26 protein-coding genes are annotated in these 22583 nt (G+C 46.2%); all 26 read right to left on the bottom strand.

The window, feature by feature from the left end; translation table 11 throughout:
* Positions 1–4: 4 nt before the first annotated feature.
* Positions 5–307, bottom strand: coding sequence for an NADH-quinone oxidoreductase subunit NuoK (nuoK, locus tag AB4Z45_RS15130; RefSeq protein ID WP_339205398.1), 303 nt, complete (start codon positions 305–307; stop codon positions 5–7).
* Positions 308–311: 4 nt separating this feature from the next.
* Positions 312–827 (bottom strand): NADH-quinone oxidoreductase subunit J, encoded by a 516-nt coding sequence (locus AB4Z45_RS15125; RefSeq protein ID WP_076266240.1) that lies wholly within the window; start codon positions 825–827, stop codon positions 312–314.
* On the bottom strand, positions 828–1277 hold the full coding sequence (gene nuoI / locus AB4Z45_RS15120) for an NADH-quinone oxidoreductase subunit NuoI (protein WP_054025448.1): 450 nt from the start codon (positions 1275–1277) through the stop codon (positions 828–830).
* 16 nt (positions 1278–1293) lie between these two features.
* Positions 1294–2310, bottom strand: a complete 1017-nt coding sequence (nuoH, locus tag AB4Z45_RS15115; RefSeq protein WP_441910180.1) for an NADH-quinone oxidoreductase subunit NuoH — start codon at positions 2308–2310, stop codon at positions 1294–1296.
* Positions 2310–3410, bottom strand: a complete 1101-nt coding sequence (locus AB4Z45_RS15110; protein ID WP_076266242.1) for an NADH-quinone oxidoreductase subunit D — start codon at positions 3408–3410, stop codon at positions 2310–2312. Before AB4Z45_RS15110 ends, nuoH begins: the two co-directional genes overlap by 1 nt.
* A gap of 7 nt (positions 3411–3417) precedes the next feature.
* The gene (locus AB4Z45_RS15105; protein WP_441910179.1) at positions 3418–4059 is read right to left on the bottom strand and encodes an NADH-quinone oxidoreductase subunit C; all 642 of its coding nucleotides are present in this window, start codon (positions 4057–4059) and stop codon (positions 3418–3420) included.
* The gene (locus AB4Z45_RS15100) at positions 4056–4574 is read right to left on the bottom strand and encodes a NuoB/complex I 20 kDa subunit family protein (protein ID WP_076266244.1); all 519 of its coding nucleotides are present in this window, start codon (positions 4572–4574) and stop codon (positions 4056–4058) included. Before AB4Z45_RS15100 ends, AB4Z45_RS15105 begins: the two co-directional genes overlap by 4 nt.
* Complete coding sequence (locus AB4Z45_RS15095; protein ID WP_256710814.1) at positions 4559–4873, bottom strand: NADH-quinone oxidoreductase subunit A; 315 nt, start codon at positions 4871–4873, stop codon at positions 4559–4561. The genes AB4Z45_RS15100 and AB4Z45_RS15095 overlap by 16 nt, the downstream gene beginning before the upstream one ends.
* A 136-nt stretch (positions 4874–5009) precedes the next feature.
* Positions 5010–6245 carry a GerAB/ArcD/ProY family transporter gene (locus AB4Z45_RS15090; RefSeq protein ID WP_441910177.1) on the bottom strand — a complete coding sequence of 412 codons (1236 nt, stop codon included), beginning with the start codon at positions 6243–6245 and terminating at the stop codon, positions 5010–5012.
* A 5-nt stretch (positions 6246–6250) separates the two neighbouring features.
* The gene (locus AB4Z45_RS15085) at positions 6251–6493 is read right to left on the bottom strand and encodes a hypothetical protein (RefSeq protein ID WP_441910176.1); all 243 of its coding nucleotides are present in this window, start codon (positions 6491–6493) and stop codon (positions 6251–6253) included.
* 9 nt (positions 6494–6502) lie between these two features.
* Entirely contained in the window at positions 6503–7759 is a 1257-nt protein-coding gene (locus AB4Z45_RS15080) for a Ger(x)C family spore germination protein (RefSeq protein ID WP_441910175.1), read from the bottom strand.
* Entirely contained in the window at positions 7756–9369 is a 1614-nt protein-coding gene (locus AB4Z45_RS15075; RefSeq protein WP_441910174.1) for a spore germination protein, read from the bottom strand. Before AB4Z45_RS15075 ends, AB4Z45_RS15080 begins: the two co-directional genes overlap by 4 nt.
* 159 nt (positions 9370–9528) lie before the next feature.
* Positions 9529–11751 carry a methyl-accepting chemotaxis protein gene (locus AB4Z45_RS15070; protein ID WP_441910172.1) on the bottom strand — a complete coding sequence of 741 codons (2223 nt, stop codon included), beginning with the start codon at positions 11749–11751 and terminating at the stop codon, positions 9529–9531.
* A gap of 301 nt (positions 11752–12052) precedes the next feature.
* Entirely contained in the window at positions 12053–12451 is a 399-nt protein-coding gene (locus tag AB4Z45_RS15065) for a F0F1 ATP synthase subunit epsilon (protein WP_076266251.1), read from the bottom strand.
* Between the two features lie 24 nt (positions 12452–12475).
* Positions 12476–13879 carry a F0F1 ATP synthase subunit beta gene (gene atpD / locus AB4Z45_RS15060; RefSeq protein WP_076266252.1) on the bottom strand — a complete coding sequence of 468 codons (1404 nt, stop codon included), beginning with the start codon at positions 13877–13879 and terminating at the stop codon, positions 12476–12478.
* A gap of 78 nt (positions 13880–13957) precedes the next feature.
* On the bottom strand, positions 13958–14818 hold the full coding sequence (gene atpG / locus AB4Z45_RS15055; RefSeq protein WP_054025458.1) for an ATP synthase F1 subunit gamma: 861 nt from the start codon (positions 14816–14818) through the stop codon (positions 13958–13960).
* 143 nt (positions 14819–14961) lie between these two features.
* A complete protein-coding gene (atpA, locus tag AB4Z45_RS15050; RefSeq protein WP_076266254.1) occupies positions 14962–16476 on the bottom strand; it encodes a F0F1 ATP synthase subunit alpha in 1515 nt (504 codons plus the stop codon).
* A 25-nt stretch (positions 16477–16501) separates the two neighbouring features.
* A complete protein-coding gene (locus AB4Z45_RS15045) occupies positions 16502–17041 on the bottom strand; it encodes a F0F1 ATP synthase subunit delta (protein ID WP_339205408.1) in 540 nt (179 codons plus the stop codon).
* A complete protein-coding gene (atpF, locus tag AB4Z45_RS15040) occupies positions 17038–17520 on the bottom strand; it encodes a F0F1 ATP synthase subunit B (RefSeq protein WP_339205409.1) in 483 nt (160 codons plus the stop codon). Before atpF ends, AB4Z45_RS15045 begins: the two co-directional genes overlap by 4 nt.
* A gap of 85 nt (positions 17521–17605) precedes the next feature.
* Positions 17606–17821, bottom strand: coding sequence for a F0F1 ATP synthase subunit C (atpE, locus tag AB4Z45_RS15035; RefSeq protein ID WP_053373757.1), 216 nt, complete (start codon positions 17819–17821; stop codon positions 17606–17608).
* Positions 17822–17897: 76 nt separating this feature from the next.
* Positions 17898–18662: a F0F1 ATP synthase subunit A gene (atpB, locus tag AB4Z45_RS15030; RefSeq protein WP_441910170.1), complete on the bottom strand. Its 765-nt coding sequence runs from the start codon at positions 18660–18662 to the stop codon at positions 17898–17900.
* Positions 18663–18684: 22 nt separating this feature from the next.
* Positions 18685–19053 (bottom strand): ATP synthase subunit I, encoded by a 369-nt coding sequence (locus tag AB4Z45_RS15025; RefSeq protein WP_076266258.1) that lies wholly within the window; start codon positions 19051–19053, stop codon positions 18685–18687.
* Positions 19046–19279, bottom strand: a complete 234-nt coding sequence (locus tag AB4Z45_RS15020) for an AtpZ/AtpI family protein (RefSeq protein WP_076266259.1) — start codon at positions 19277–19279, stop codon at positions 19046–19048. The genes AB4Z45_RS15025 and AB4Z45_RS15020 overlap by 8 nt, the downstream gene beginning before the upstream one ends.
* Positions 19280–19469: 190 nt before the next feature.
* Positions 19470–20618: a non-hydrolyzing UDP-N-acetylglucosamine 2-epimerase gene (gene wecB, locus AB4Z45_RS15015; RefSeq protein WP_441910169.1), complete on the bottom strand. Its 1149-nt coding sequence runs from the start codon at positions 20616–20618 to the stop codon at positions 19470–19472.
* 38 nt (positions 20619–20656) lie between these two features.
* Complete coding sequence (gene upp / locus AB4Z45_RS15010; RefSeq protein WP_076266260.1) at positions 20657–21286, bottom strand: uracil phosphoribosyltransferase; 630 nt, start codon at positions 21284–21286, stop codon at positions 20657–20659.
* Positions 21287–21454: 168 nt separating this feature from the next.
* Complete coding sequence (locus AB4Z45_RS15005) at positions 21455–22552, bottom strand: hypothetical protein (RefSeq protein ID WP_441910168.1); 1098 nt, start codon at positions 22550–22552, stop codon at positions 21455–21457.
* Positions 22553–22583 lie beyond the last annotated feature (31 nt).

Below are 22583 nucleotides of genomic sequence, written 5' to 3'. Positions count from 1 at the left end.
CGCGCTACCTCCTCATTTTGTCAAACTCATCGACATTAACTGTCCCGCGCAATCTGAACAATGCTATTAATATAGCTACCCCAATCGCTGCTTCTGCCGCTGCGACTGTAATTGTAAATAATGAAAAAATTTGCCCCGTCAATGACGGAACAACACCATATTTGGAGAAGGCAATAAGATTCAAGTTGACCGCATTCAACATTAGCTCAAGCGAGAGCAGTACGACGACTGCATTTCTTTTCACTAATGCGCCATATAGCCCAATGCAAAACAAAATAGCCGCCATCGTTAAATAGGAAGGAAGCATGTAATTATTCCTCCTCCTTTTTAGCAAGTACGATTGCTCCAATAAATGCTACCGTCAGCAGCACCGAGAGCAGCTCGAACGGTATCACATACCCTGTATATAAGAGCTCGCCAATTGCCATCGTATTGTCTTCTCCAGCTTGAAAAGACTGCGGCTCTGGAAAAGTTGTTGAACGGATCGCATAAAACAATAGGCCAAACAAGCTGAGCGCGCCTACGGCGGCAAGCGTTTCATGGAGCGGCTTCACCGGCTCACGCTCGCCTGGCTGATGTTTCGTCATCATAATACCGAATATCATTAGAATCGAGACTGCTCCAGCATAGATAAGCACCTGAACAAATGCGACAAACTCAGCTTCCAGAAGCACGAACATTCCGGCTAAGCCTAGAAATACAGCAGCCATAGAGATGACCATATGTACGACCTTCTCTAAGCTGATCATTAGGACAGCGCCGCATATCATGATGGCTGAGAAGATAAAAAAAGCGACAAATTCGCCTGTAAAATCAATATTGAACAACTATTTTGCGCCCCCTTTGGCCGGCGCTCCGATATTGTTATTGTCCTGCCGAGTAAGTGTATTATTGTCTGTCAGCCATTCTGCATCCTTGAACAAATCATCGCGGCTGAAGGTTGCCAGCTCGAAATGATTGGACATAACGATCGCTTCGGTCGGACAAACCTCGGTGCACAGATCACATAAGATGCATATTTCAAAATTAATATCAAAAGTATCGATTACCTTGCCCTTTTTATCAGGGTCCGGGTTCGGTTTGCCTGTCAGCGTAATGCAGTCGGTTGGACAAATGCGTGCGCATTGGTTGCAAACGATACATAAATCCGGGATAAAGTGTTGAATACCACGGAAGCGGTCCGGCATGACAAAGGGCACATCAGGATAGGAGGTGGTCACTTTTGGAGCCGTCATTGATTTGAGCGTTACACCCAGTCCTTGCAGCATTCCTTTCATTTCCTTCTCCCCTTTGCTAATTCTTAATAAACAGCTCCAAATATACAGCCGTTAGAAACACATTAAGCAGCGACACCGGCAGCAGCACCTTCCAGCCAAGACCCATAAGCTGATCTACCCGTATGCGCGGCAGTGTAGCACGAATCCAAAATAAGAAAAACACAATAAACGCAAATTTGAGCAAAAACCATATAATACCCGGTACAAAATCAAGAAATGGCGCCGGTGCGTGCCAGCCGCCCAGAAACAATACTGTTGTTAATGCAGCAATGGCATAAACGTATACGTATTCCGAGAGCATAAAAAATGCAAACCGAAAGCCGCTATATTCAACGTGATAACCTGCAACAAGCTCAGATTCCGCCTCCGGCAAATCGAAGGGCGTACGATTGAGCTCGGATACAGCTGCAATAATAAAGACAATAAAACCGATAATTTGAGGAATGAAGTTCCAATTCCAAAACCAGCCGCCATCCTGCGCCGCTACAATATCACGCAGATTCAAGCTTCCGCTAAGCAAAATAACGCCTACTACCGAAATAACAAGCGGTACCTCATAGCTTATCATTTGTGCCGCCGAGCGCATACCCCCAAGGAGCGCATACTTATTATTGGAAGCCCAGCCGCCAAGCACGATGGCAAGCGTCGAGATGCCTGAAAGGGCTACATAATAGAGCAAACCAACATTCAGATCTGCGAAATATAAGTTTTGTGTATAGGGAAGTACAGCGAGTACGGAGAATGCCGGTATGTATGCTAGGGCAGGCGCAAGAATGAACAATGCCCGATCTGCCTTGCTCGGAATCGTGTCTTCTTTAATGAGCAGCTTAAAAATATCCGCTACCGTCTGCAGCAAGCCAAAGGGCCCTACGCGATTGGGACCGATGCGAAGCTGCATCCACCCGATTACTTTACGCTCGAAATAAATGGCGTACGTGACGAAACCAAGCACAATGAATAAAAATACGACAGCCCAAAGGAACAGCACAAGTGCATTTCCCCAAGTTAGCGATTGGTTAAGCCATGACTGCATTAGCAATCGACCTCCCCGACGACAATATCAATGCCGCCTAGTATCGTAATGAGGTTTGTCATCGTTTCGCCTACAAGCAGCTTCGGCAGTATTTGCAAATTAACGAATGACGGTCTTCTGAATTTGAGCCTATAGGGTTCTGCTTTGCCTTTGGATACGATATGGCAGCCAATTTCGCCGCGCGGCGATTCGATCCGCACATACACCTCGCCTGCAGGGGGCCTTATTGCGCGCGGAACCTTCCCCATCGTCTCCCCGCCTGAAGGGAATTGCTCCAGCGCCTGCTTCAAAATACGCAAGCTTTGGCGGATTTCTTCCAGCCGAATCCGATAGCGATCATAACAATCTCCCACTTTTCCAAGCGGTACATCAAATTCAAATTGGCTGTACAAGCTGTAGGGCTCCGCCTTGCGAATATCAAAGTCTACACCTGTACAACGCAAGTTGGCTCCAGATAAGCCATAATCAATTGCTGTTGCCGCATCATATTTTCCTATCCCTTTAATGCGGGCAAGGAAAATTTCGTTGCCGCTGACGAGCTTATCATACTCTTGCAGCTTATTCTCCATATAAGGAATAAAGTCGCGCACTTTGTCCAGCCAGCCCGGAGGCGCATCCCACTTCACTCCGCCAACTCGCATGTAGTTGTAAGTTAATCTTGCGCCGCACAGCTCATTAAATAAATCGATAATGATTTCCCGGTCACGGAATGCGTAAAGAAACGGACTCATTGCCCCAATATCAAGCAGATAAGTTCCCCACCATACTAGATGGCTGGCTATACGCTGCAGTTCCATAACGAGAAGCCTGAGATACTCCGCCCGCTGCGGTACTTCAAGCCCCATCATCGTTTCCACTGCATGTACGAGAACATAATTATTAGTCATTGCAGAGACGTAATCCATTCGATCGGTGTAGGGGATGATTTGCGTGAAATTCAAGTTTTCCGCGATCTTCTCTGTGCCTCGGTGCAAATAACCCATGACAGGTGTCGCTTCGGTTATGACTTCACCATCAAGCTTAACGATAATCCGGAATACGCCATGCGTGCTTGGATGCTGAGGACCTACATTTAGTAGCAGTTCTTCTGTACGAATCAAGGGCTGCCTACACCTCCGAATCTATCGACTCATAATCTTTGCGCAGCGGATGGCCCACCCAATCATCAGGCATCATGATCCGCCGCATATCGGGGTGTCCAGGAAAATCAACTCCCAGTAAATCGTAAATTTCACGTTCATTCCAATTCGCTGTTGCCCAGACTGGTGTTGCCGAATAGACGGCTGACGCTTCCCGTTCCGTCTTTATCTTAATTCCGACCTCTCTTTTGGTTCCAAGCGAGATCATATGATATACCACTTCTATGTGGGTCTCGTAATCGACACCTGACACATTACGCAAATAATTAAATTGAAGCTGCTCGTGCTCCTTAAGCAGCTTTGCAGCTTCACGCCAGTGTTCATTGCGTAAAATAATCATCGGCATATCGCCATTCAGTTCATTTACATAGGCATCCTCTACCGAAGCTTCTGCGATTTCCTGCTTCAGAAGCGCGACTATGGCATCAAGCTCAGGCTGCCTTGGCGAAGGTGCTTTCGGCTGCTCCGGCTCTGCTTCACTCGCTTCTGCTTCGGCCTTAGCTTTTGCTGCCGCTCTCGCTGCGCGTGCTTCCGCAGTTGCCTTCAGCTTGGCTTCCTTCTCCGGGTCTACGGGAGGCGTCTCTGCGACCGGTTTATCCTCTTCACTCATCGACTGGTCACCCGCTTCCCAGTCTTCGCTTCATAGCGAATTTTCTCCTGCAGTTTATTGATGCCATAGATCAGCGCGGCCGGATTAGGCGGACAGCCCGGAATATACACATCAACAGGTACGATCTGATCGACGCCTTTGATGACTGAATAGGACTTAATATAAGGTCCGCCAGCCGTTGCGCAGGATCCCATTGCGATAACCCACTTCGGCTCTGGCATTTGATCATAAAGCCTGCGTAAAAGGGGACCCATCTTCTTCGTAACTGTACCGGCCACAATCATCACGTCAGACTGTCGCGGCGAGGTACGGAACATCACTCCAAAACGATCCAGATCATAATGCGATGCTCCCGTTCCCATCATTTCAATCGCACAGCAAGCAAGACCGAATGTGAGCGGCCATAACGAGTTGCTTCTTGCCCAAGCCTTCAATTGCTCCAAGGTGCCCATAAATACGTTGCGTTCCAGCTCTTTGCGTTCCTCTAACGAAATTGATTCTAAACTGAATTCCATTTCAGCACCTTCTTTTTCCAGGCATATAGAAGACCAATAAGCAGCATTCCCGCAAAAATCAACATTTCGACTAGCACAAATAAGCCGAGCTTATTATATGCGACGGCCCAAGGATATAAGAAAACGGTTTCTACATCAAAGATGACAAACATTAGTGCAAACAAGTAATAGCGGATGTTAAAACGGACCTGTCCCTCACCTACCGGCTCATTTCCGCTTTCATAGGTGGTTTGTTTGAGCTCACTTGGCTTATTCGGCCTTAGCAGTCTTCCTACAGTTAATGCAACGACGGGAAGCATAATGCCAAGCACGATAAAAATAGCCACGACGACATAATTATTGGAGTAGTGTTCCACACGATCGCCTCCGTAAATTTGAGTAGGTAGCCGCTTGGTCAATTTTCCTCACAATTATAACAAATGCTTCCACCGCCGTCTATGATGGAGTTGTGCCTAGGGCAGGTTCCTTGTTCGTTTTATCGGAATCCCCTTCTGCTGCTTCATTCCCTTTTTGCCTGCGGCTGCTGGACTTCTGCTCATCTTGAAACCGACCGTCGCTCGTATCCTTTTTCCCCCTAATAACAGCAACCAGGAGCAGCAATAATGGTACAACACAACCATGCAGCAAGCTGTAGACCGTCCATACTCCAATGCCAAATTCATGCGCATGAGCCGCATTTCGATATACCATGAGCGAGATAGGCACAATGACAAAAGCATAGGGAATGACCAATGGACGATAGGTAGAAAGCTTAAGCATTTGAGCCGTTAAAACCGTCAGTACATAAACGCAAAGCGCAAGCTTCATAAAGACCGTTCCGATCCAAACCATCGCAACTAATATTTCAACACGTACCAATATCTCTTCGATATTAATGTTTTTCGCCATATCATAGACGGCAAACGGACTTCTGCCCGCTTCTTGCACCCCCATTACAGCAACCAAAAAAATCGTAATCAGCGTACTTACAAACGCAATGGCAAAAACAGAGAGCTTCAGTTTTTTTCTTAATTTTTTGCGATCCTCCTGACGTACAAGCGGGAAAATCGTCGTTATAAACACGAATTCCGCAATAGGGAACCCGAGAATCGGATAGACCCCCTTAATCGGCCTTATCCAGCCGTCGTACAAGAAAGGCTCAAAGTTTTGAAAATTAAATTGATTGAACAAAGCAATGAGAACAATCCCAATAACTAAGGCCGCCCATCCAAATAAAATCTCACCCGTTCTTGCAATCGTCTCAATGCCTAAAAGAACACCATATATAACCACAATCATAAAGGTGAGGTTAATGAACCACTCCGGTGTCTCTGGCAATACGGATAAATTCAAAAAATCGGATATATTCCGCAGTACCAATGCGCTTAACAACAAAAAATAAGAAATATACAGTAAAGTTACTACTTTTCCTAGCCAAACCCCCAGCAGTTTTTCCGAGTATTGCGCCAAAGTCAGCTTTGGAAAACGATCAGCAAGCGCTAGATAAGTGAGCAGTATGAAATAATTAAACGGTCCTGCGAGCACCATTGAAATCCAGCCATCCTGCTTGGCAATCGACGTCACCATTGTTGGCAATATGAGCGCTGCACTTCCAAGTGCAAATAAAAACAATATTTTAGCGCATTGCCCCGATGTAATCTCGGCATTGTTTATTCCCGCAAATTTGCTCATCTATGCTATGTCCCCTCTTCAATCCACTTTAATATGGGTTTATATACAGGCGAGAAAATAGCCGTAAGCCAATCTGCTGGATTGGGTATCGGTAGATGCATTAGCTTTGCCATCATAATCCCCACCCCTATGACCAAAATAACCAAAGCCCAGCCCCCCTCGCGATGACGGTTTTTTTTGCTGTTCCTTCTCCATATTGCCGTTCCAACCGTAACGGAAAATAAGAAGAGGACAATGAGAGCCATCATACTATTCACTCATTTCGATATAGATTCGCCTCGTACACCTGAGCCTGTTATTTGAGTCGTACAGATGACTTCGCTTTTCACTTGAGGGAAAATATCTTCCCAGTCCGTTTCGATTTCCCTCCAAATATTAGGTTCTTGAAAATAAACCTCTTTTCCCCACCCTAATACATCCGTGTGGAATTTCTTCTGTACGCTATTGATTGTGCCCGCTACCTCTTCCTCGATCGCTTTATCTGTCATTTTGCCGATCTTGATCAGTACACTTTCCTCCGTGATGTTGACGCCGTGGCACATGATTTCTTGAATTCCACCCCCTATACTAATATGGACCTGTATAATTGGATGACCATCCGGATCTTGTTTAACCTTATACACGGTCGCCGTATCCTGTACCTCAACAATGAGCTCCCCTTCTGACTCCGGGCATCCAAGCTTTACGACAGTGCTCTCCACTTTATTTTGAAGCCAAGATAGACCTCTTGAATCCTTGGACTTCAAATAGCCAACAAGCTTGCCATCGCGAAAAACAGCCATCGTCGACAATACCGGAATCGCTTTAGCAGGTATGGTGTTTAAATTATCATTCGAATGGCCCTGCTCCTTATTCCCTTCTATCAGAACAGAGGGCAATACAGCCTGCTGCTTCCCTCTTCCCAATAGTCTCGTTAAATCTTTGACTAACACGACATAGTTCGACGCATACGCAGACTGATTCACTTCAATCATTTCCCGAAGCTGATTCACAGGAATTGATTCTGTTTGCGTCGTTAACCGTAGCAAATTCTCCGCCCTCGTCCCCCGTGTAATAAGCACTGAAATATCAGTCCGTATATCTGGATTTCTCTCAATTAAATCAACTAAGGGATAGATGCCTTTTCTAGCCATACTCTCGCTGACGATCAGCATTTGTGTGTGGGAGAAAAAAAGCCGTCTAGATGTTTTAGTCGACATTTTTCGAATCGCCTCAAACAATGTGTCCCCTTTTTCCGTAAACGTTGTCACCGCGGTGCCGCCAATGGCCCCTTTAGTCTCCGCTGCAACGTTTTGGGGCAATACGACCTGAACGGTCAATTGAAGCTTATTTTTTCCAGTTGGATCATCATCCACTCCTATGGCGTATACAACACCGAGCTTGTCCAAATAGCGTAAATCCCAACAGCCGTTCAATAGTGCCAGCATACATGCTGTCCATACAAGAATGAGCTTCCGTCCTATTTTCCTGAATGAAAATATCCGTTTCCTTGCATTGACGCTGCCATGGCTCATTGCTGCGGCTCCTTCCTATGCTCCGTTTCAATGTCTTGTCTAACTCTATTACTCGAAGCAAGCTTCACTGGCCGTTCCCGCATCATCCAAAGTGGCGCCCTAACCAGCGTATCCTTCATATCCTTTAAATACATCGGGGCGAATGGTTTGATATAGGGCATGCCAAACGATCTTAAATTGCTCAAATGCAGCAGAAGCAGCAGCACCACTAATCCAATTCCATAAAAACCGAGTGTCGACGCTGCTAGAAGCAGCAGAAAGCGCAGGAGCCTAGCCGCAATTCCAAGACTGTAGTTAGGAGATACGAAGCTGGCAATCGCTGTGAAGGAAACGACGATAACGACGGCTGGCGAGACGATTCCTGCCTCTACGACCGACTGTCCGATAACGAGACCTCCAACGATCGATATCGTGTTACCCGCAGCACTAGGCATTCGGACAACGGCTTCCCGCAATATTTCAAATACAAATTCCATAATAAAAGCTTCCAAATAGGCGGGAAAAGGCACACCCTCCCGCTGTGCTGCAAGCTTTAGCAGCAGCTGAGTCGGTATCATTTCCTGATGATATCCAACGATTGCGACATATATCGACGGCATAAGCAGTGCGATTAAAAAGGAAACAAAACGAAGCATCCGCAGAAACGTCGCGATATCAAACCGCTGATAATAATCTTCTGAAGCCTGAAAAAACATATTTAAAATCGTAGGCACTATGAGAACAAATGGCGTCCCATCAACAAAAATCGCTATTCGGCCCTCAAGCAAATTGCCTGCGATAGCATCCGGCCGCTCTACACTCATGATGGTAGGAAACGGCGACCACTTCTGATCCGTAATTAATTCCTCGATATAACCGGATTCAAGTATGCCGTCAATTTGTATTTCTTCCAGGCGTTCTCTTAAATCCGTAAGCACATTCTCATCCGCCAAATCTTTGACATACATAATGCATACGGGAGTTTGTGAAATTTCTCCGATCGTCCATTGCTCCATCCACAGCTTCGGGCTTCGTATCTTCCTGCGAATCAGCGATGTATTTGTTCTAATCGACTCCGTAAACCCTTCCCTAGGACCACGAATGGCCATCTCGGTTTTCGGCTCTTCTACATTCCTTCTTGCTCCCCCAACTACATTGGTTGCTATCGCCTGGCTTGCACCTTCTATCATGATGACGCAATAACCCATAAACAATTTTTGAAAAAGTAGCTTCCAATCATATAAATCATTAACAATACCCGTTGAGAGCAAATTGTTTTTCATAAACGCAAGCAGCTCAACAGGCTCTAAATCAATATCCTCTGGATATTTGCCCACATGCATGGGTTGAATGACAAAATGGTCAAAGCGTTCATCATCAATCATCCCTTGTACATAAACAATTAGCGCTTTCGTGTGACCTCTATCCGTTAACTGCAGCTCCCGATAAATAATATCCTGGCTCTCGCCCAGCTCACGCTTCATGGTCTCCATATTTTGCTCCAGAGAAGTGAAAAGGGCCTTCTCCGCAAAAGGCTGAAGCTGCTCCTTTTCATGCATCTCTGCTTTGGTTATACGCTTATCAGCCTTTTGACCAGCGCTGCCATTGCCCTGCTTATAGGTTCGGAACATTTACCCATCTCCTTTCTGTTGCTCAATTGGATTGATGCTTAGGATAACTCTTCCATGGCATTATTATGTATTGTGTCTTAGTTGATTAAAGAATGCATCGCATAAAAAAAGAGCCGCAGCTCCGTTTTACACGGACTTCTGCAACCCTATCTCGTTCACTTATCTTATTCGTGATTCTGTCAGCTTAAACTGGCCAACAAGCTGTTGAAGCAGCGTCGTTATAGACTCCACGCTCTGAGACGTTTGTCTCACATTCGTCATTTCGCCTATGAGCTCTTGTACTTTGCTCTCTACATCGGAAGAAATCCTCCGATTTTCTCTGCTTACCAGTGCGATTTTCTCCATTAGCTGCACGACCTCATCAACGACCTGTGTCTTGCGATGATCCTCGGCATGTGCTGAAGCAAGAGTACTGGCAGCGGCTGCTACAAGCTGATTGCCCTCTTCAACCACGCGAGTGCCTTCATCCATAGAGGCGTACGCTTGTTTCGCTTCATCATAAATGTGACGAGTAATTTCATGCACTTCCTCGGTCGACTTTTTGGTCAGATCGGCAAGCTTGCGGATTTCCGACGCCACAACGGCAAAACCTCTGCCTTGCTCACCAACCCTCGCTGCCTCGATCGATGCATTAAGCGCTAATAAATTCGTCTGTGCAGATATTTCTTCAATAACATGCAAGACCCCTTGTATTTCTTGCACCGTATCCATAAATTTATGAATGGTACCGTTGGTTTCTCCTACCTTGGCAGAGATGTGAAGCATCTTCTCCCCGATGCGATCAACCTCGGCTTTGGCTACCTCAATCTGCCCTGCTGCCTGCTCTTCGATCTGTTTCAGCGTTGCCTGCATATCGCCTGCAGCATCCTTCGCCATATCAATATCCTTCAATTGCAATCGGATGCTTCCAATCATATCGGACACTTTCCCGCTAACTCGTTCCGTTGAAGCTGAAGTGACAGCTGCTGATTCGTTCAGTACATATTGACTGGATAGAACATCAGAGGAAGCAAGCTTAACCTGCAGCATTATGCCTTCCAAGGAATCTATCATATTGTTAATCCATTTGGCTAATTCTTTCGATTCATCATTATCAAAACGATTAAGCTGCAAGCGCTGGGTCAGATCGCCCTTTCCTTCTGCATTGATGCGAATAAAACGATTAATTTGGCGCAGATGCGATACGACACGCTTCGACTCCCTATTTTGAAAGGCAGCAATGAATAACAATCCAAATACAAGATTGAATAAACCTGCCGCTGTTGCAGTCACCCAAACCGGAGCATGAACGGCAATAAAAAACATAAGCAATGCGGACAAAATACTAACACTCGTAATCGATATAAGCTGCAGCTTGCGTTGTCTCCATCCTATACTGCGAATGCGATATACTTCCTCCAAATCTCCCTCGCACATCATCCCCCATTTGTCCGGACAATGCGGCAGCTGAAAGGTCACTCCCTTACCAATAACCGATATATGCCTATAATCCGAATAACCTGGATATTCAACGAATAGATTGCTGTCGTTTACAATGGTATTCGCAACCCCAGGATGAAGCTGCCCAGTTGCCGGATCATTAAAGACAATTTCAAGCTCTGTATGCTCCTTGATCGAAACTTTGCCCCAATCAGTTGTTACGCCATCCTTGAGATTTTCACCATGTGTGAATGTTCGGTCCTCGAACCTGCTTCGAGATAGAGCCGTCCCTGGCGCTATATGAGTATTTAAGCCTGCCTTCGCCATAAAGATATAATTATCACCCGAATCAGGATAGACGTGGCCCGATTCTCGCTGAATTAAATCTCCTAGTACATCATTCGGCACACGCGCGCATAACGTCCCTGCAAAGCTGCCATTTACCGTAATTGGAAGCATAAATAATAGAGTCATTTTGTCATGAAAAGAGGAAGAACGTGCTCCTAGCTTTAAGGTGAGAGAATCACTATAAGGCCCAAACAAGCATCGACGAGGGCTGCTCAACTGCTTAGTGTAGCTCAGTCCAAGCTGCAAGCTGCTATCTTCTTGATAGATTGTCCCAATATGCGGAATGTGTGTGGAGCTGATAACGGTTTGCTTCACATCGAGTAAAAACAGCTCGGTTATATCGATCGCTCGAGCATATGTTCTTTCAAATAATCGTTCTATTTGCGACTGTTCAGTAGAAGTAGTAAAATCTTTGTTTTGAGCGAGGAGTTCTGTCAGTTGGCCACCCAATTGATCGATGTAATTCCAATACTCCATTGCCCATGCAGTTAGCAATTCCTTACGTGTCTCCGCAATCCCCTCAAAGCTTTGCTCGACATCTGTTTTCATATCTTTATTCAATTGCCATGAAACCCAGAGCGGAAACCCTACTTTCATACCTAGCCAGTCAAACATATGATTCTCCCCCCGCTATTCTCATTGTCTATGATGTTAACTATATTAACATATATTAGAGGGAATTATATACAAATAATTAGTTTTTTTGTCGAAAATACGCATATTTCAGAATACATAACACCGAATAGGGGGTGAAACACGAATATTCGAATCAACCTGACATTGGAATTCAGCACTGACTTTCATCTACACTATAATATGTTACATATTAGCTATCTTTACATCTAACCTCTCTTTTCCTATAAAAAAAGCACCGCCAGCGCCTTTAAGGCGCTGACAGTGCTTTGGTGGTTGTTGCTTATTTGTGTTTAATATGCAGACGATTCATCGCACGCTGCAGAGCAAGCTCTGCACGGCGGAAATCAACTTGGTCTTGCTTCGCAGCAAGACGCTGCTGAGCACGCTGTTTAGCGGCTTCTGCACGTTCAACGTTAATATCAGTTGCAAGCTCAGCGCTCTCAGCAAGGATAACGATCTTATCCTTGCGTACTTCGATGAAGCCTCCATTAACTGCTACTACATCTACTTGATTACCGCGTTTGATAACGACAGGTGCAATACGAAGCGGTGTGACAAGTGGAATGTGATTTGGCAATATGCCAAGCTCACCTTCAACGCCTGTTACACTAACCATATTCGCAGTCTCTGCGTATACTTTACGCTCAGGTGTTACAATCTCTACTAAAAAAGAACTCATGTGGATTCCTCCCGCCTTTCGCTATTAAAGCGTTTTGGCTTTCTCCACGGCTTCTTCAATCACACCAACATATCGGAAAGCTTCTTCCGGAAGGTCGTCATGTTTGCCCTCGAGAATTTCTTTAAAGCTGCGAACCGATTCTTTTACAGGTACATATTTACCTTTAGTTCCTGTAAACGGCTCAGCAACGTGGAACGGTTGAGAAAGGAATAGTTGAATTTTACGTGCGCGAGACACGGTCAATTTATCTTCTTCACTTAGCTCATCCATACCAAGGATTGCGATAATATCTTGAAGCTCTTTGTAGCGCTGAAGAATTTTCTTAACGCCTTGAGCTACGTTATAGTGCTCTGCACCCAATACAGATGGGCTTAGGATACGTGAAGATGACGCGAGTGGATCAACCGCTGGGAAGATACCCATCTCGGAAATTTTACGCTCCAAGTTCGTTGTAGCATCCAAGTGGGCAAACGTCGTTGCTGGAGCTGGATCCGTATAGTCATCGGCAGGTACATAGATCGCTTGGATCGAAGTAACCGAACCTTTTTTCGTAGACGTAATACGCTCTTGCAATTGACCCATTTCAGTTGCCAATGTTGGCTGGTAACCTACCGCGGAAGGCATACGGCCTAGAAGGGCCGAAACCTCGGAGCCTGCTTGTGTGAAACGGAAGATGTTATCGACGAACAATAGTACGTCTTTTCCTTCTTCGTCACGGAAATACTCAGCCATTGTCAGACCAGTCAAGGCTACGCGTTGACGTGCGCCTGGCGGCTCATTCATTTGGCCGAATACCATCGCTGTTTTGCTTAGTACGCCGGAATCTTTCATCTCGTGGTAAAGGTCATTACCTTCACGAGTACGCTCACCAACACCCGCAAATACGGAGATACCGCCGTGCTCTTGTGCGATGTTGTTGATAAGCTCTTGAATCGTAACCGTTTTACCTACACCCGCGCCGCCGAAGAGGCCGATTTTACCGCCTTTTGCGTATGGAGCGAGAAGATCGATTACTTTAATTCCTGTTTCAAGAATTTCCGCTTGCGTGGACAATTCGTCGAAAGCAGGTGCTGCGCGGTGAATCGGAAGGTTAACTACCGATGAAGCATCGCCAGCTTCGTCAATTGGTTGGCCTAGCACGTTAAATACGCGACCAAGCGTAGAAGCACCAACCGGAATAGTAATAGGTGCGCCTGTATCTACGGCAATCATACCGCGTACAAGACCGTCTGTCGTACTCATAGCTACGGCACGTACCTTATTGTCACCGAGGTGAACGGCTACTTCAAGCGTCAAGTTAATATCAATGCCGCCTGCTTCGCCCTTTTGCTCGATTTTGACAGCGTTCAAAATTTCCGGCAAATTGCCGCGTTCGAACTCTAAGTCTACGACCGGACCCATGACGGATACAACATGTCCTTTTTTCATGGTTTTCCCTCCTGGTTCCTTCTTGTAACTGCACGCCGGTCAGCTTATCGCAAGCGCCTGGCCCTTGCAGTGTATATATTAAGATTGAGCATTTGCCCCAGCAACGATCTCGGAAATTTCTTGTGTAATCGCTGCTTGACGCGCCCTATTGTAAGTGAGCGTCAATTGGTTGATGATTTTCGTCGCGTTTTTCGTGGCGCTTCCCATGGCAGTCATACGTGCCCCGAACTCACTTGCTTTTCCGTCTAGAACTGCGCTGTAAATAAGCGTTTCCGCATATTTAGGCAGCAGCACTTCAAGCACGCCCTCCGGTGATGGCTCGTATTCATACGATGTGACAGCCGTGTTCCCGCCTACTTCTGCAAGAGGCAGTAAACGTACGTCTGTCGGCACTTGAGTAATCGCATTAACAAATTCGTTATAGTACAAGTACAACTCATCATAAGCGCCTTCTGAGAACATATTAACGGCTGAATAAGCAACCGATTTAATGTCTGCGAATGTAGGAGCATCCGGCAAGCCGATAACTTCCTCAACGATTGTCATATTGCGGCGGCGGAAATAGTCGCGACCTTTCCGTCCGATAACGAACAATACATATTCATCCGTCGACTTATGATTCTCTCGAATCGTTTGCGTTACTTTACGAAGAATATTCGCATTGTAGCCGCCCGCTAGTCCACGGTCCGATGTAATAACGAGATAACCCGTTTTTTTCACTGGACGCTTCTCTAGCATCGGATGCTTCACATCTTTAGTGCCAGCTGCGATGCTTGCTACAACTTCCTTCAGCTTCTCAGCATATGGGCGTGATGCTTGCGCTGCTTCTTGTGCCTTTCTTAGGCGGGAAGCGGCAACCATCTCCATTGCTTTCGTAATCTGCTTCGTATTTTGTTTACTCTTGATTTCGCGTTTAATATCGCGCATACCTTTTGCCATTTGGTTTCACCCGCCTTTGTTGCTTTGGACCTGCTCCAAAGCCTGGTGTTGGTGGAGAAAGTTATCTAGGCCCGAACATAAAGAACGGGCTTCGATTTATATTGGATTATAAGAAGGTATAAGTTTCACCCGTATATGCTTAATTATGCCGATACAGAGAAGCTTTTCTTAAATTTATTGATAGCTTCAACGAGAGCTTTCTCGTTGTCAGCAACAAGATCCTTAGTATCGCGGATCGATTGGCCAATTTCAGGGCTGTTCGAATCGAGGTACGCGTGGAACTCTTCCTCAAAGCGAAGGATATCGCCAACTGGAATCTCATCCAAATGACCTTTAACAGCAGAGAAGATTGAGATAACTTGCTTCTCAACAGGCATCGGCTTGTTAACGTCTTGTTTAAGAATTTCCATCGTGCGCGCACCGCGGTTAAGGCGAGCTAGCGTCGATTTGTCAAGGTCGGAACCGAACTGCGAGAACGCTTGAAGCTCACGGTAAGCCGCAAGATCCAGACGAAGCGTACCAGCAACCTTTTTCATTGCTTTGATTTGAGCGGAACCACCTACACGGGATACAGAGATACCAACGTTAACCGCTGGACGCTGACCGGAGTAGAACAGATCTGCTTCTAGGAAGATTTGACCGTCTGTAATGGAGATTACATTCGTAGGAATGTATGCCGATACGTCTGATGCTTGTGTCTCAATGAATGGCAATGCCGTCATTGAGCCGCCGCCTCTAGCGTCGCTTAGTTTAGCCGCACGCTCTAGCAAACGGGAGTGAAGGTAGAATACATCACCTGGGTATGCTTCACGACCCGGTGGACGACGAAGCAATAGGGAAAGCTCACGGTAAGCAGCAGCTTGCTTCGATAGATCATCGTAGATAACAAGAACGTGCTCGCCTTTGTACATGAAGTACTCACCCATTGTACAACCAGCATAAGGAGCTAGGAAGAGCAATGGAGCCGGCTCAGATGCACCAGCAGTTACTACGATCGTGTATTCAAGAGCACCGTGGCGACGAAGTGTTTCCACAACGTTTGCAACAGTGGATTGTTTTTGACCAACAGCAACGTAAATACATTTTACGCCGTTGCCTTTTTGGTTGATGATTGCATCGATTGCAATGGATGTTTTACCCGTTTGACGGTCACCGATGATAAGCTCACGTTGTCCGCGGCCTACTGGTACCATTGCGTCGATAGCTTTCATACCTGTTTGCATAGGCTCATGAACCGATTTACGGTCAATTACGCCTGGTGCTGGAGATTCAATCGCACGGAATTGAGTCGTGTTGATTGGACCTTTACCATCTAGTGGCTGTCCAAGTGGATTTACTACGCGGCCAAGAAGCTCTTCGCCGACAGGTACTTCCATGATACGGCCTGTACGTTTAACTTGATCGCCTTCGCGAATATCCGTGTATGGTCCAAGGATAACGACACCGACGTTGCTTTCTTCGAGGTTCAAAGCCATACCGACTACACCGTTTGAGAATTCGAGCAATTCACCCTGCATCGCATTTTCCAAACCGTGTACGCGGGCGATACCGTCACCGACATTGATTACGGTGCCGACGTCTACGACTTGAATTTCGGATTTAAAATTTTCGATCTGTTGTTTAATCAGCGTGCTGATTTCATCAGGTCTGATACTCAATTCGTTCACCCCTATCTACAGTGCATTAGATTTTAAACGATTTTTGTAAACGTTCCAACTTGCCGGACAAGCTTCCATCATAAAGACGGTCGCCGATGCGTACTTGTACGCCACCAAGCAATGAAGGTTCTACTATTTGCTCAGCAATAATAGCTTTGCCAGTCAATTGTCCGAACTGCGCCGCTACGTTAGCAAGCTCAGCATCAGACAAAGCTTGTGCGGAATAAACCGTAGCATGTGCTTGACCGAGCGAATCTCCCGCAACCTTCGTATATGCTGCATAAACCTCAGCAATAATATCTTGGCGTCTGCGAGTAATAAGAATCTGTACAGTGTTGAATACCAGTGAAGATACTCGATCACCGAATGCTGCTTTTAGAACGGCAATCTTTTGTTCTGGAGCAATACTTGGAACAGACAGGAACTTTTCAATGTCAGCGTCCTGCTCAAGAGCTTGCACGATCAGCTTAAGCTGCTCCTGAACCTCTGAAACAACCTTTTGCTGCTGTGCAACCTCGAACAGTGCTTTAGCGTAGCGCTTCGCTACGACTGCATCGCGGCTCATTTATTTCCAACTTCTTTCAAATATTGACCAACAAGCTGTTCTTGTGATTTCTCATCCACTTGCTTCTCAATAATTTTCGATGCGATTTTTACGGAGATGCCGCCAACTTCAGTACGAAGCGCTGCAATTGCTTTGTTTTTCTCGCTTTCGATATCTTTGAGAGCATCGTCTTTCAGACGGGATGCTTCTGTTTTTGCTGTTTGAACGATCTCGTCTGCTTGCTTCGAGCTCGTTGTTCTGGATTGTTCAATAATTTCGTAAGCTTCTTTGCGAGCTTGTTGGAGTGCAGCCTTCTGCTCTTCCATTTGCTGCTCAGCCGCTTTACGACTGTTCTCAGCTGTATTCATTTGTTCAAGCACAAGCTGTCTGCGCTTCTCCATTACTTCGAATAATGGGCCAAATGCGTACTTATTGAGTAACCAGTACAAAACACCAAACGCAACCATTGCGATTACTGTAGATTCCCAAACCCATGACATAGATGCCGCTCCTTTCTCACCACAATATTGTCTTAATCATAACGAAGGCGAAGAGGGCTAAGGCCTTCCCCGCCAATTTCAGTTATTAAGCTTGGAAGAAAGCCAAGAAGCCGATAACTACGCCGATGATAGGCACAACTTCGACGATACCTACACCGATGAACATTGTTGTTTGCAATTTACCTTGAAGTTCAGGTTGACGAGCGATACCTTCAACTGTTTTACTAACGATCATACCGTTACCTACACCCGCGCCAACTGCACCCAAACCTACTGCCAAAGCTGCTGCTAATAATTCCATTTTTAAAATCCTCCTCGAAAATTGTTGTTTTTTTGTATAACCAACCTCAATGTTGAATTAAGGCATAAAGCGAAAATTAATGTGCTTCCTCTTCATCGTGAATGGCAGCTTGTGAAATATATACCATCGTAAGAATCGTGAACAAGAAAGCTTGAATACCGCCTACAAAAAGACTGAAGCCCTGCCATGCAACCAGGAACGGCGTACCAATCCAGCCCATCATCAGGATTGTTGCAATCAGTACTTCACCTGCGAAGATGTTAGCGAACAACCGAAGCGCGAGTGTTACTGGCTTAGCGATTGTCTCAATAAGGTTAACTGGGAAGAATACTGGGTAAGGATGGAAATAATGCTTCAAGTAGTGCTTTCTATTCTGTTTCAGACCAAGGAAATGGACCATTACGAATACGATAAGCGCTAACCCTGCCGTTACTGAAATATCAGCAGTTGGCGATTTCCACCAAGCAAGTTCAACATGTCCATGCTTCTCATCCAATAACTCCTGCGTAACACCGATATTTTCATTAACAGTACTAGTTTCGGTTACAATACCGAAAGGCAAACCGAGCAGGTTGGAGATGAAAATGAACATAATCAGCGTCATTCCTAAAGAAACGAACGGTCTGACTCGTTTTGCAGGCATTGTGCTCGAAATAAGGTTTTGAACGAAATCAACGACCCATTCCAAAAAGTTCTGCATCTTCGAAGGGTTGTCCACCGAAAGGTTGCGAACAGCCAGCTTAGCGATCAAGAACGTCACAATGACTGAAACCACAAGTGCTACCAAGGTCGAAATGTCAATATTAAACGGCCCCAGTGGCATCACCGGAAATTCATGCATCTAAAATTTTCACCCCTTTCCGCTAAGATTGTCGTTTATTGTGAATATATGCTGCTACCAAAAGAATAAACGGCATGACCATACAGCCAGCTAACGCGGCCGGCATGCTGAGATCCTCCGGAAAACGATAGGCGATCATGGCAACCAGCAACACTGTTGCGATGCGGTTTCCTAGACCAAGACCTCTCTTGCGTGGCCCAACCCCCGCTGCTCCTAGGGTGACCATTTCTACTCTGCGTCTTAGTAAAAACGCATTCATGGAACTTGCTGCCAATCCCACAAGAAGACCGAGAGACACCGTACGCCAGTCCGGCAAGAAAGCCCATACAATTAGGCATACCGCCATTGCATAAATAAGCGTACGTAATGCTGTCTTCATTATTTTATCCATCGGCGTCCTCCATAACCTTCTTAACAAGCAGAATGGCTGAGAGTAGTCCGACAGCCAGACCGACCAGTATGCCACCGAGCGTCCATCCCTTCGCGTCCCCAAAACGGTTCCCGAGAGAAGAGCCGATCCAATAGCCTAAAAAGATACATACAGCGACTTGCAATCCGAGTGCGCCGACTAGTCCGGCTGCGAGCAGTGGATTGTCCCTTCTGTCCTTTTTATTCATGGTTCATACCCCTGTCAATCCTCATTTATTTTATCCAAGCCACAACATGTTTGTCAATTGAAATCACTGCAAACTTTTGGTGAATTGATCGACCAAAACCCTTGATACATAAGGTGTTGTGCGTCCCGGAAACCGTACAGTACTACTGTATGCTGTACATTCGCCTCTCAGCTCATCACTCCTGTGTAATCTATGAACGTTCTGTGAACGAAACAGGACGATCCTTTAGTCTGCCAAAATGATGCAAGATCGCATCTACAATACGCTCGGAAGCGGTGCCATCCCCATATGGGTTAGCAGCTTGACTCATGCGAGAATACAGCTGAGAATCGGTTAGCAGTGCATGAGCTCTGCTGTACACCAGCTCCTCATTTGTACCTACCAACTCTAGCGTTCCAGCTTCGATGCCCTCTGGACGCTCTGTCGTATCGCGAAGCACAAGAGTCGGCACGCCAAACGATGGAGCCTCTTCTTGCAAACCGCCGGAATCCGTCATGATCATAAAGGCATGCGGGTAAAAATTATGGAACTCGAATACATCAAGCGGTTCTATTAAGCGAATACGCGGGTGATCGCCCAAAATTTCATTCGCAGGCTCCCTTACAGCTGGATTCGGATGGACCGCATACACAACGACTACATCTTCGTGCTCGTCGGCGATTCGTTTCACCGCTCTGAAAATATTGCGATGCGGTTCTCCTAACGCTTCACGACGATGTGCTGTCATGAGAATCATCCGTTTCCCTTTTGCCCAGTCGATGACCGGATGCGAGAAAGACTCATCCACCGTATATTGAAATACATCAGTAGCGGTGTTCCCAGTCACATAAATGGCAGCATCCGACTTGTTCTCTTTGCGTAAATTGTTGGCCGACCATTCTGTCGGAGCAAAATGCACATCTGAGAGCACGCCGGCAAGCTGCCGATTCATTTCTTCCGGATACGGAGAAAGCTTATTCCAAGTACGAAGCCCCGCCTCAACGTGGCCAACTTTTATTTGCTTAAGAAACGCTGCATAGCTTGCTAGAAACGTTGTCTGTGTATCGCCATGAACTAGCACGATATCAGGCTTCGCTTGCGTTAGAACAGGATCAAGCCCTTCCAGCACGCGAACAGTCGTCTCCGTTAATGTTTGACGATCCTTCATCACATTCAAATCGTAATTTGGATGAATTTCAAAAAAATCGAGTACCTGATCAAGCATCTGGCGATGCTGCGCAGTTACACAAACGATCGATTCGATTTCATCCTCTCGCTTCTGGAGCTCGAGTACGAGCGGCGCCATCTTGACTGCCTCCGGACGTGTTCCAAAAATAGTCATTACCTTCAGTTTAGACAAAAGATTCCACTCCTATTATCATTTCATACGACACTGTGCTAATTTGTTCCGAACATGCGGTCTCCAGCATCGCCTAAACCAGGGATGATGTAGCCTCTTTCATCCAGACGCTCATCAAGTGCGGCGATATAAATGTCGACATCAGGATGCGCTTCTTGAACAGCCTTCACGCCCTCCGGAGCAGCAATAAGACACATTAATTTAATTTGATCGCAATTATGATTTTTCAGTGAATTGATCGCTGCGATAGCAGAGCCGCCCGTAGCAAGCATCGGATCGATAACAATAAGCAGACGATTCGGTGCATCTGTAGGCAAATTAATGTAATACTCTTTAGGCTGGAGCGTTTCATGATCTCTCGCTAGACCGATATGCCCTACCTTTGCCGATGGAATCAGCTTCAATATACCGTCAACCATCCCAAGGCCAGCGCGCAAAATAGGCACAAGCCCAAGCATTCTTCCGGATACAACCTTCGAATCCGTCTCGGCTACAGGCGTCTGCACCTTAATCGTATCAAGCGGTATTTCTCTCGTAATTTCGTAAGACATCAATGTTGCAACTTCATCAACCAATTCCCGAAAATCTTTTGTATTCGTTTCTTTATTCCGAATAAAAGTCAGCTTATGCTGAATTAACGGATGGTCGCAAATAATTACTTTGCTCATGGAGCCGTATTCCTCCCGTTTGTTGTTGTTATTGTATAGTAGTCTTCACACAATCCCGTATATTATAGCATTGTAAACAAGCCCTTGCATCTTGAGTTTTGTGTTTTCGCAAATAAAGGCCAGTGATTCCAAAATTAGGAGCCACAGGCCACTGTAAGTATATTCCTTTTAACTGCTGCAGCCTCCGCCGCCGCAGGATGATCCGCCGCCGTCTCCACCGCTTCCGCAGGAGGAATTACCGCCTGATCCGCTATCACCGCCGTCACTTCCACACGAATGGTCATCTCTTCCATCGTCGGATGAGCCGCTGCAAGCATAAGTGGTATCACCGCTTCCATTCGCTTTACGTTCCTCTTCATTTTGAGCTTGATCCATCTGCTGGGCAAAATCATTCGGGTGCGATATAGAATTGTAAATGAGAAGACCTGATAATAGGCCGGTTGCTCCTAAAACAGGATCATACCCATAGCTGCTTGCGGAGCTAGGCTCTTTCCCGTAAGGCGCTTTGCCCTTTCCAGCAGCCAAAAGCTGAGATTTGGCTCTGTCTATCATGTAGTTAGCTGTAGCTTTCAAATCAGAGTGTCTCTCTGTCGTACTCACGTTAAACCATTGCTTGCGCAGCTCTTCTGTACTCCAGCTAGCAAGCTCCTCCAGCCGTTGCTCCGACATTTGCGTTCGGTAAAAGGCTCCCCATATTCTGCCGCTAACCGGCGCCTGCCCAAACAGCTCGCCATAAGCCCAGTCGAACATCGCTCTTTCTCCTGGGAGCGGCTGCGCACCTGGCGCATGAGGTGCATGATGAATCATTGCACCGGAGAATTTCATGCAAAACTGTTCATACTCCCTCGTGAACATAAGCATTTCATGCCATACCGCATCAACCTGCTTGCTATACATAGGAACACTGCGCATGATACCGCACATAAGAAAATATCGCTTCAGATCAAACCAGGTCCAATTCCATTCTTTATCTGATATTTTTGGGAATTCCTTTAATACCCTGTCCTTCACTCGGCTCTCAAAATCGATACCTAGCGCGGACTCCAAGCGTTCCGCCGCGGTTCTCGCAGGGTGCCCGTACGGCACGCCAAGTGCAGTCGGCAGCTCGGCATTTGGCCAAGGTGTAAACGCATTGGTACGGCCAGCATATTCTCTGCCTCTGCCGCCTGATTTAGCTTTGCTGTTTGAACTATTCGATTTTGATAGTGCACTTAATACAACAATAACCAAAACTACAATAATCAATATCGTTACCACTTGATCCATCCTAACCCTCCACGTCGGTTCGTCTTACCCA

The sequence above is a fragment of the Paenibacillus sp. MCAF9 genome (assembly GCF_052114265.1).
Taxonomy (GTDB): Bacteria; Bacillota; Bacilli; order Paenibacillales; family Paenibacillaceae; genus Pristimantibacillus.
The sequence above is the reverse complement of the archived record's forward strand: the minus strand, read 5'-3'. Positions and strand labels throughout refer to the sequence as shown.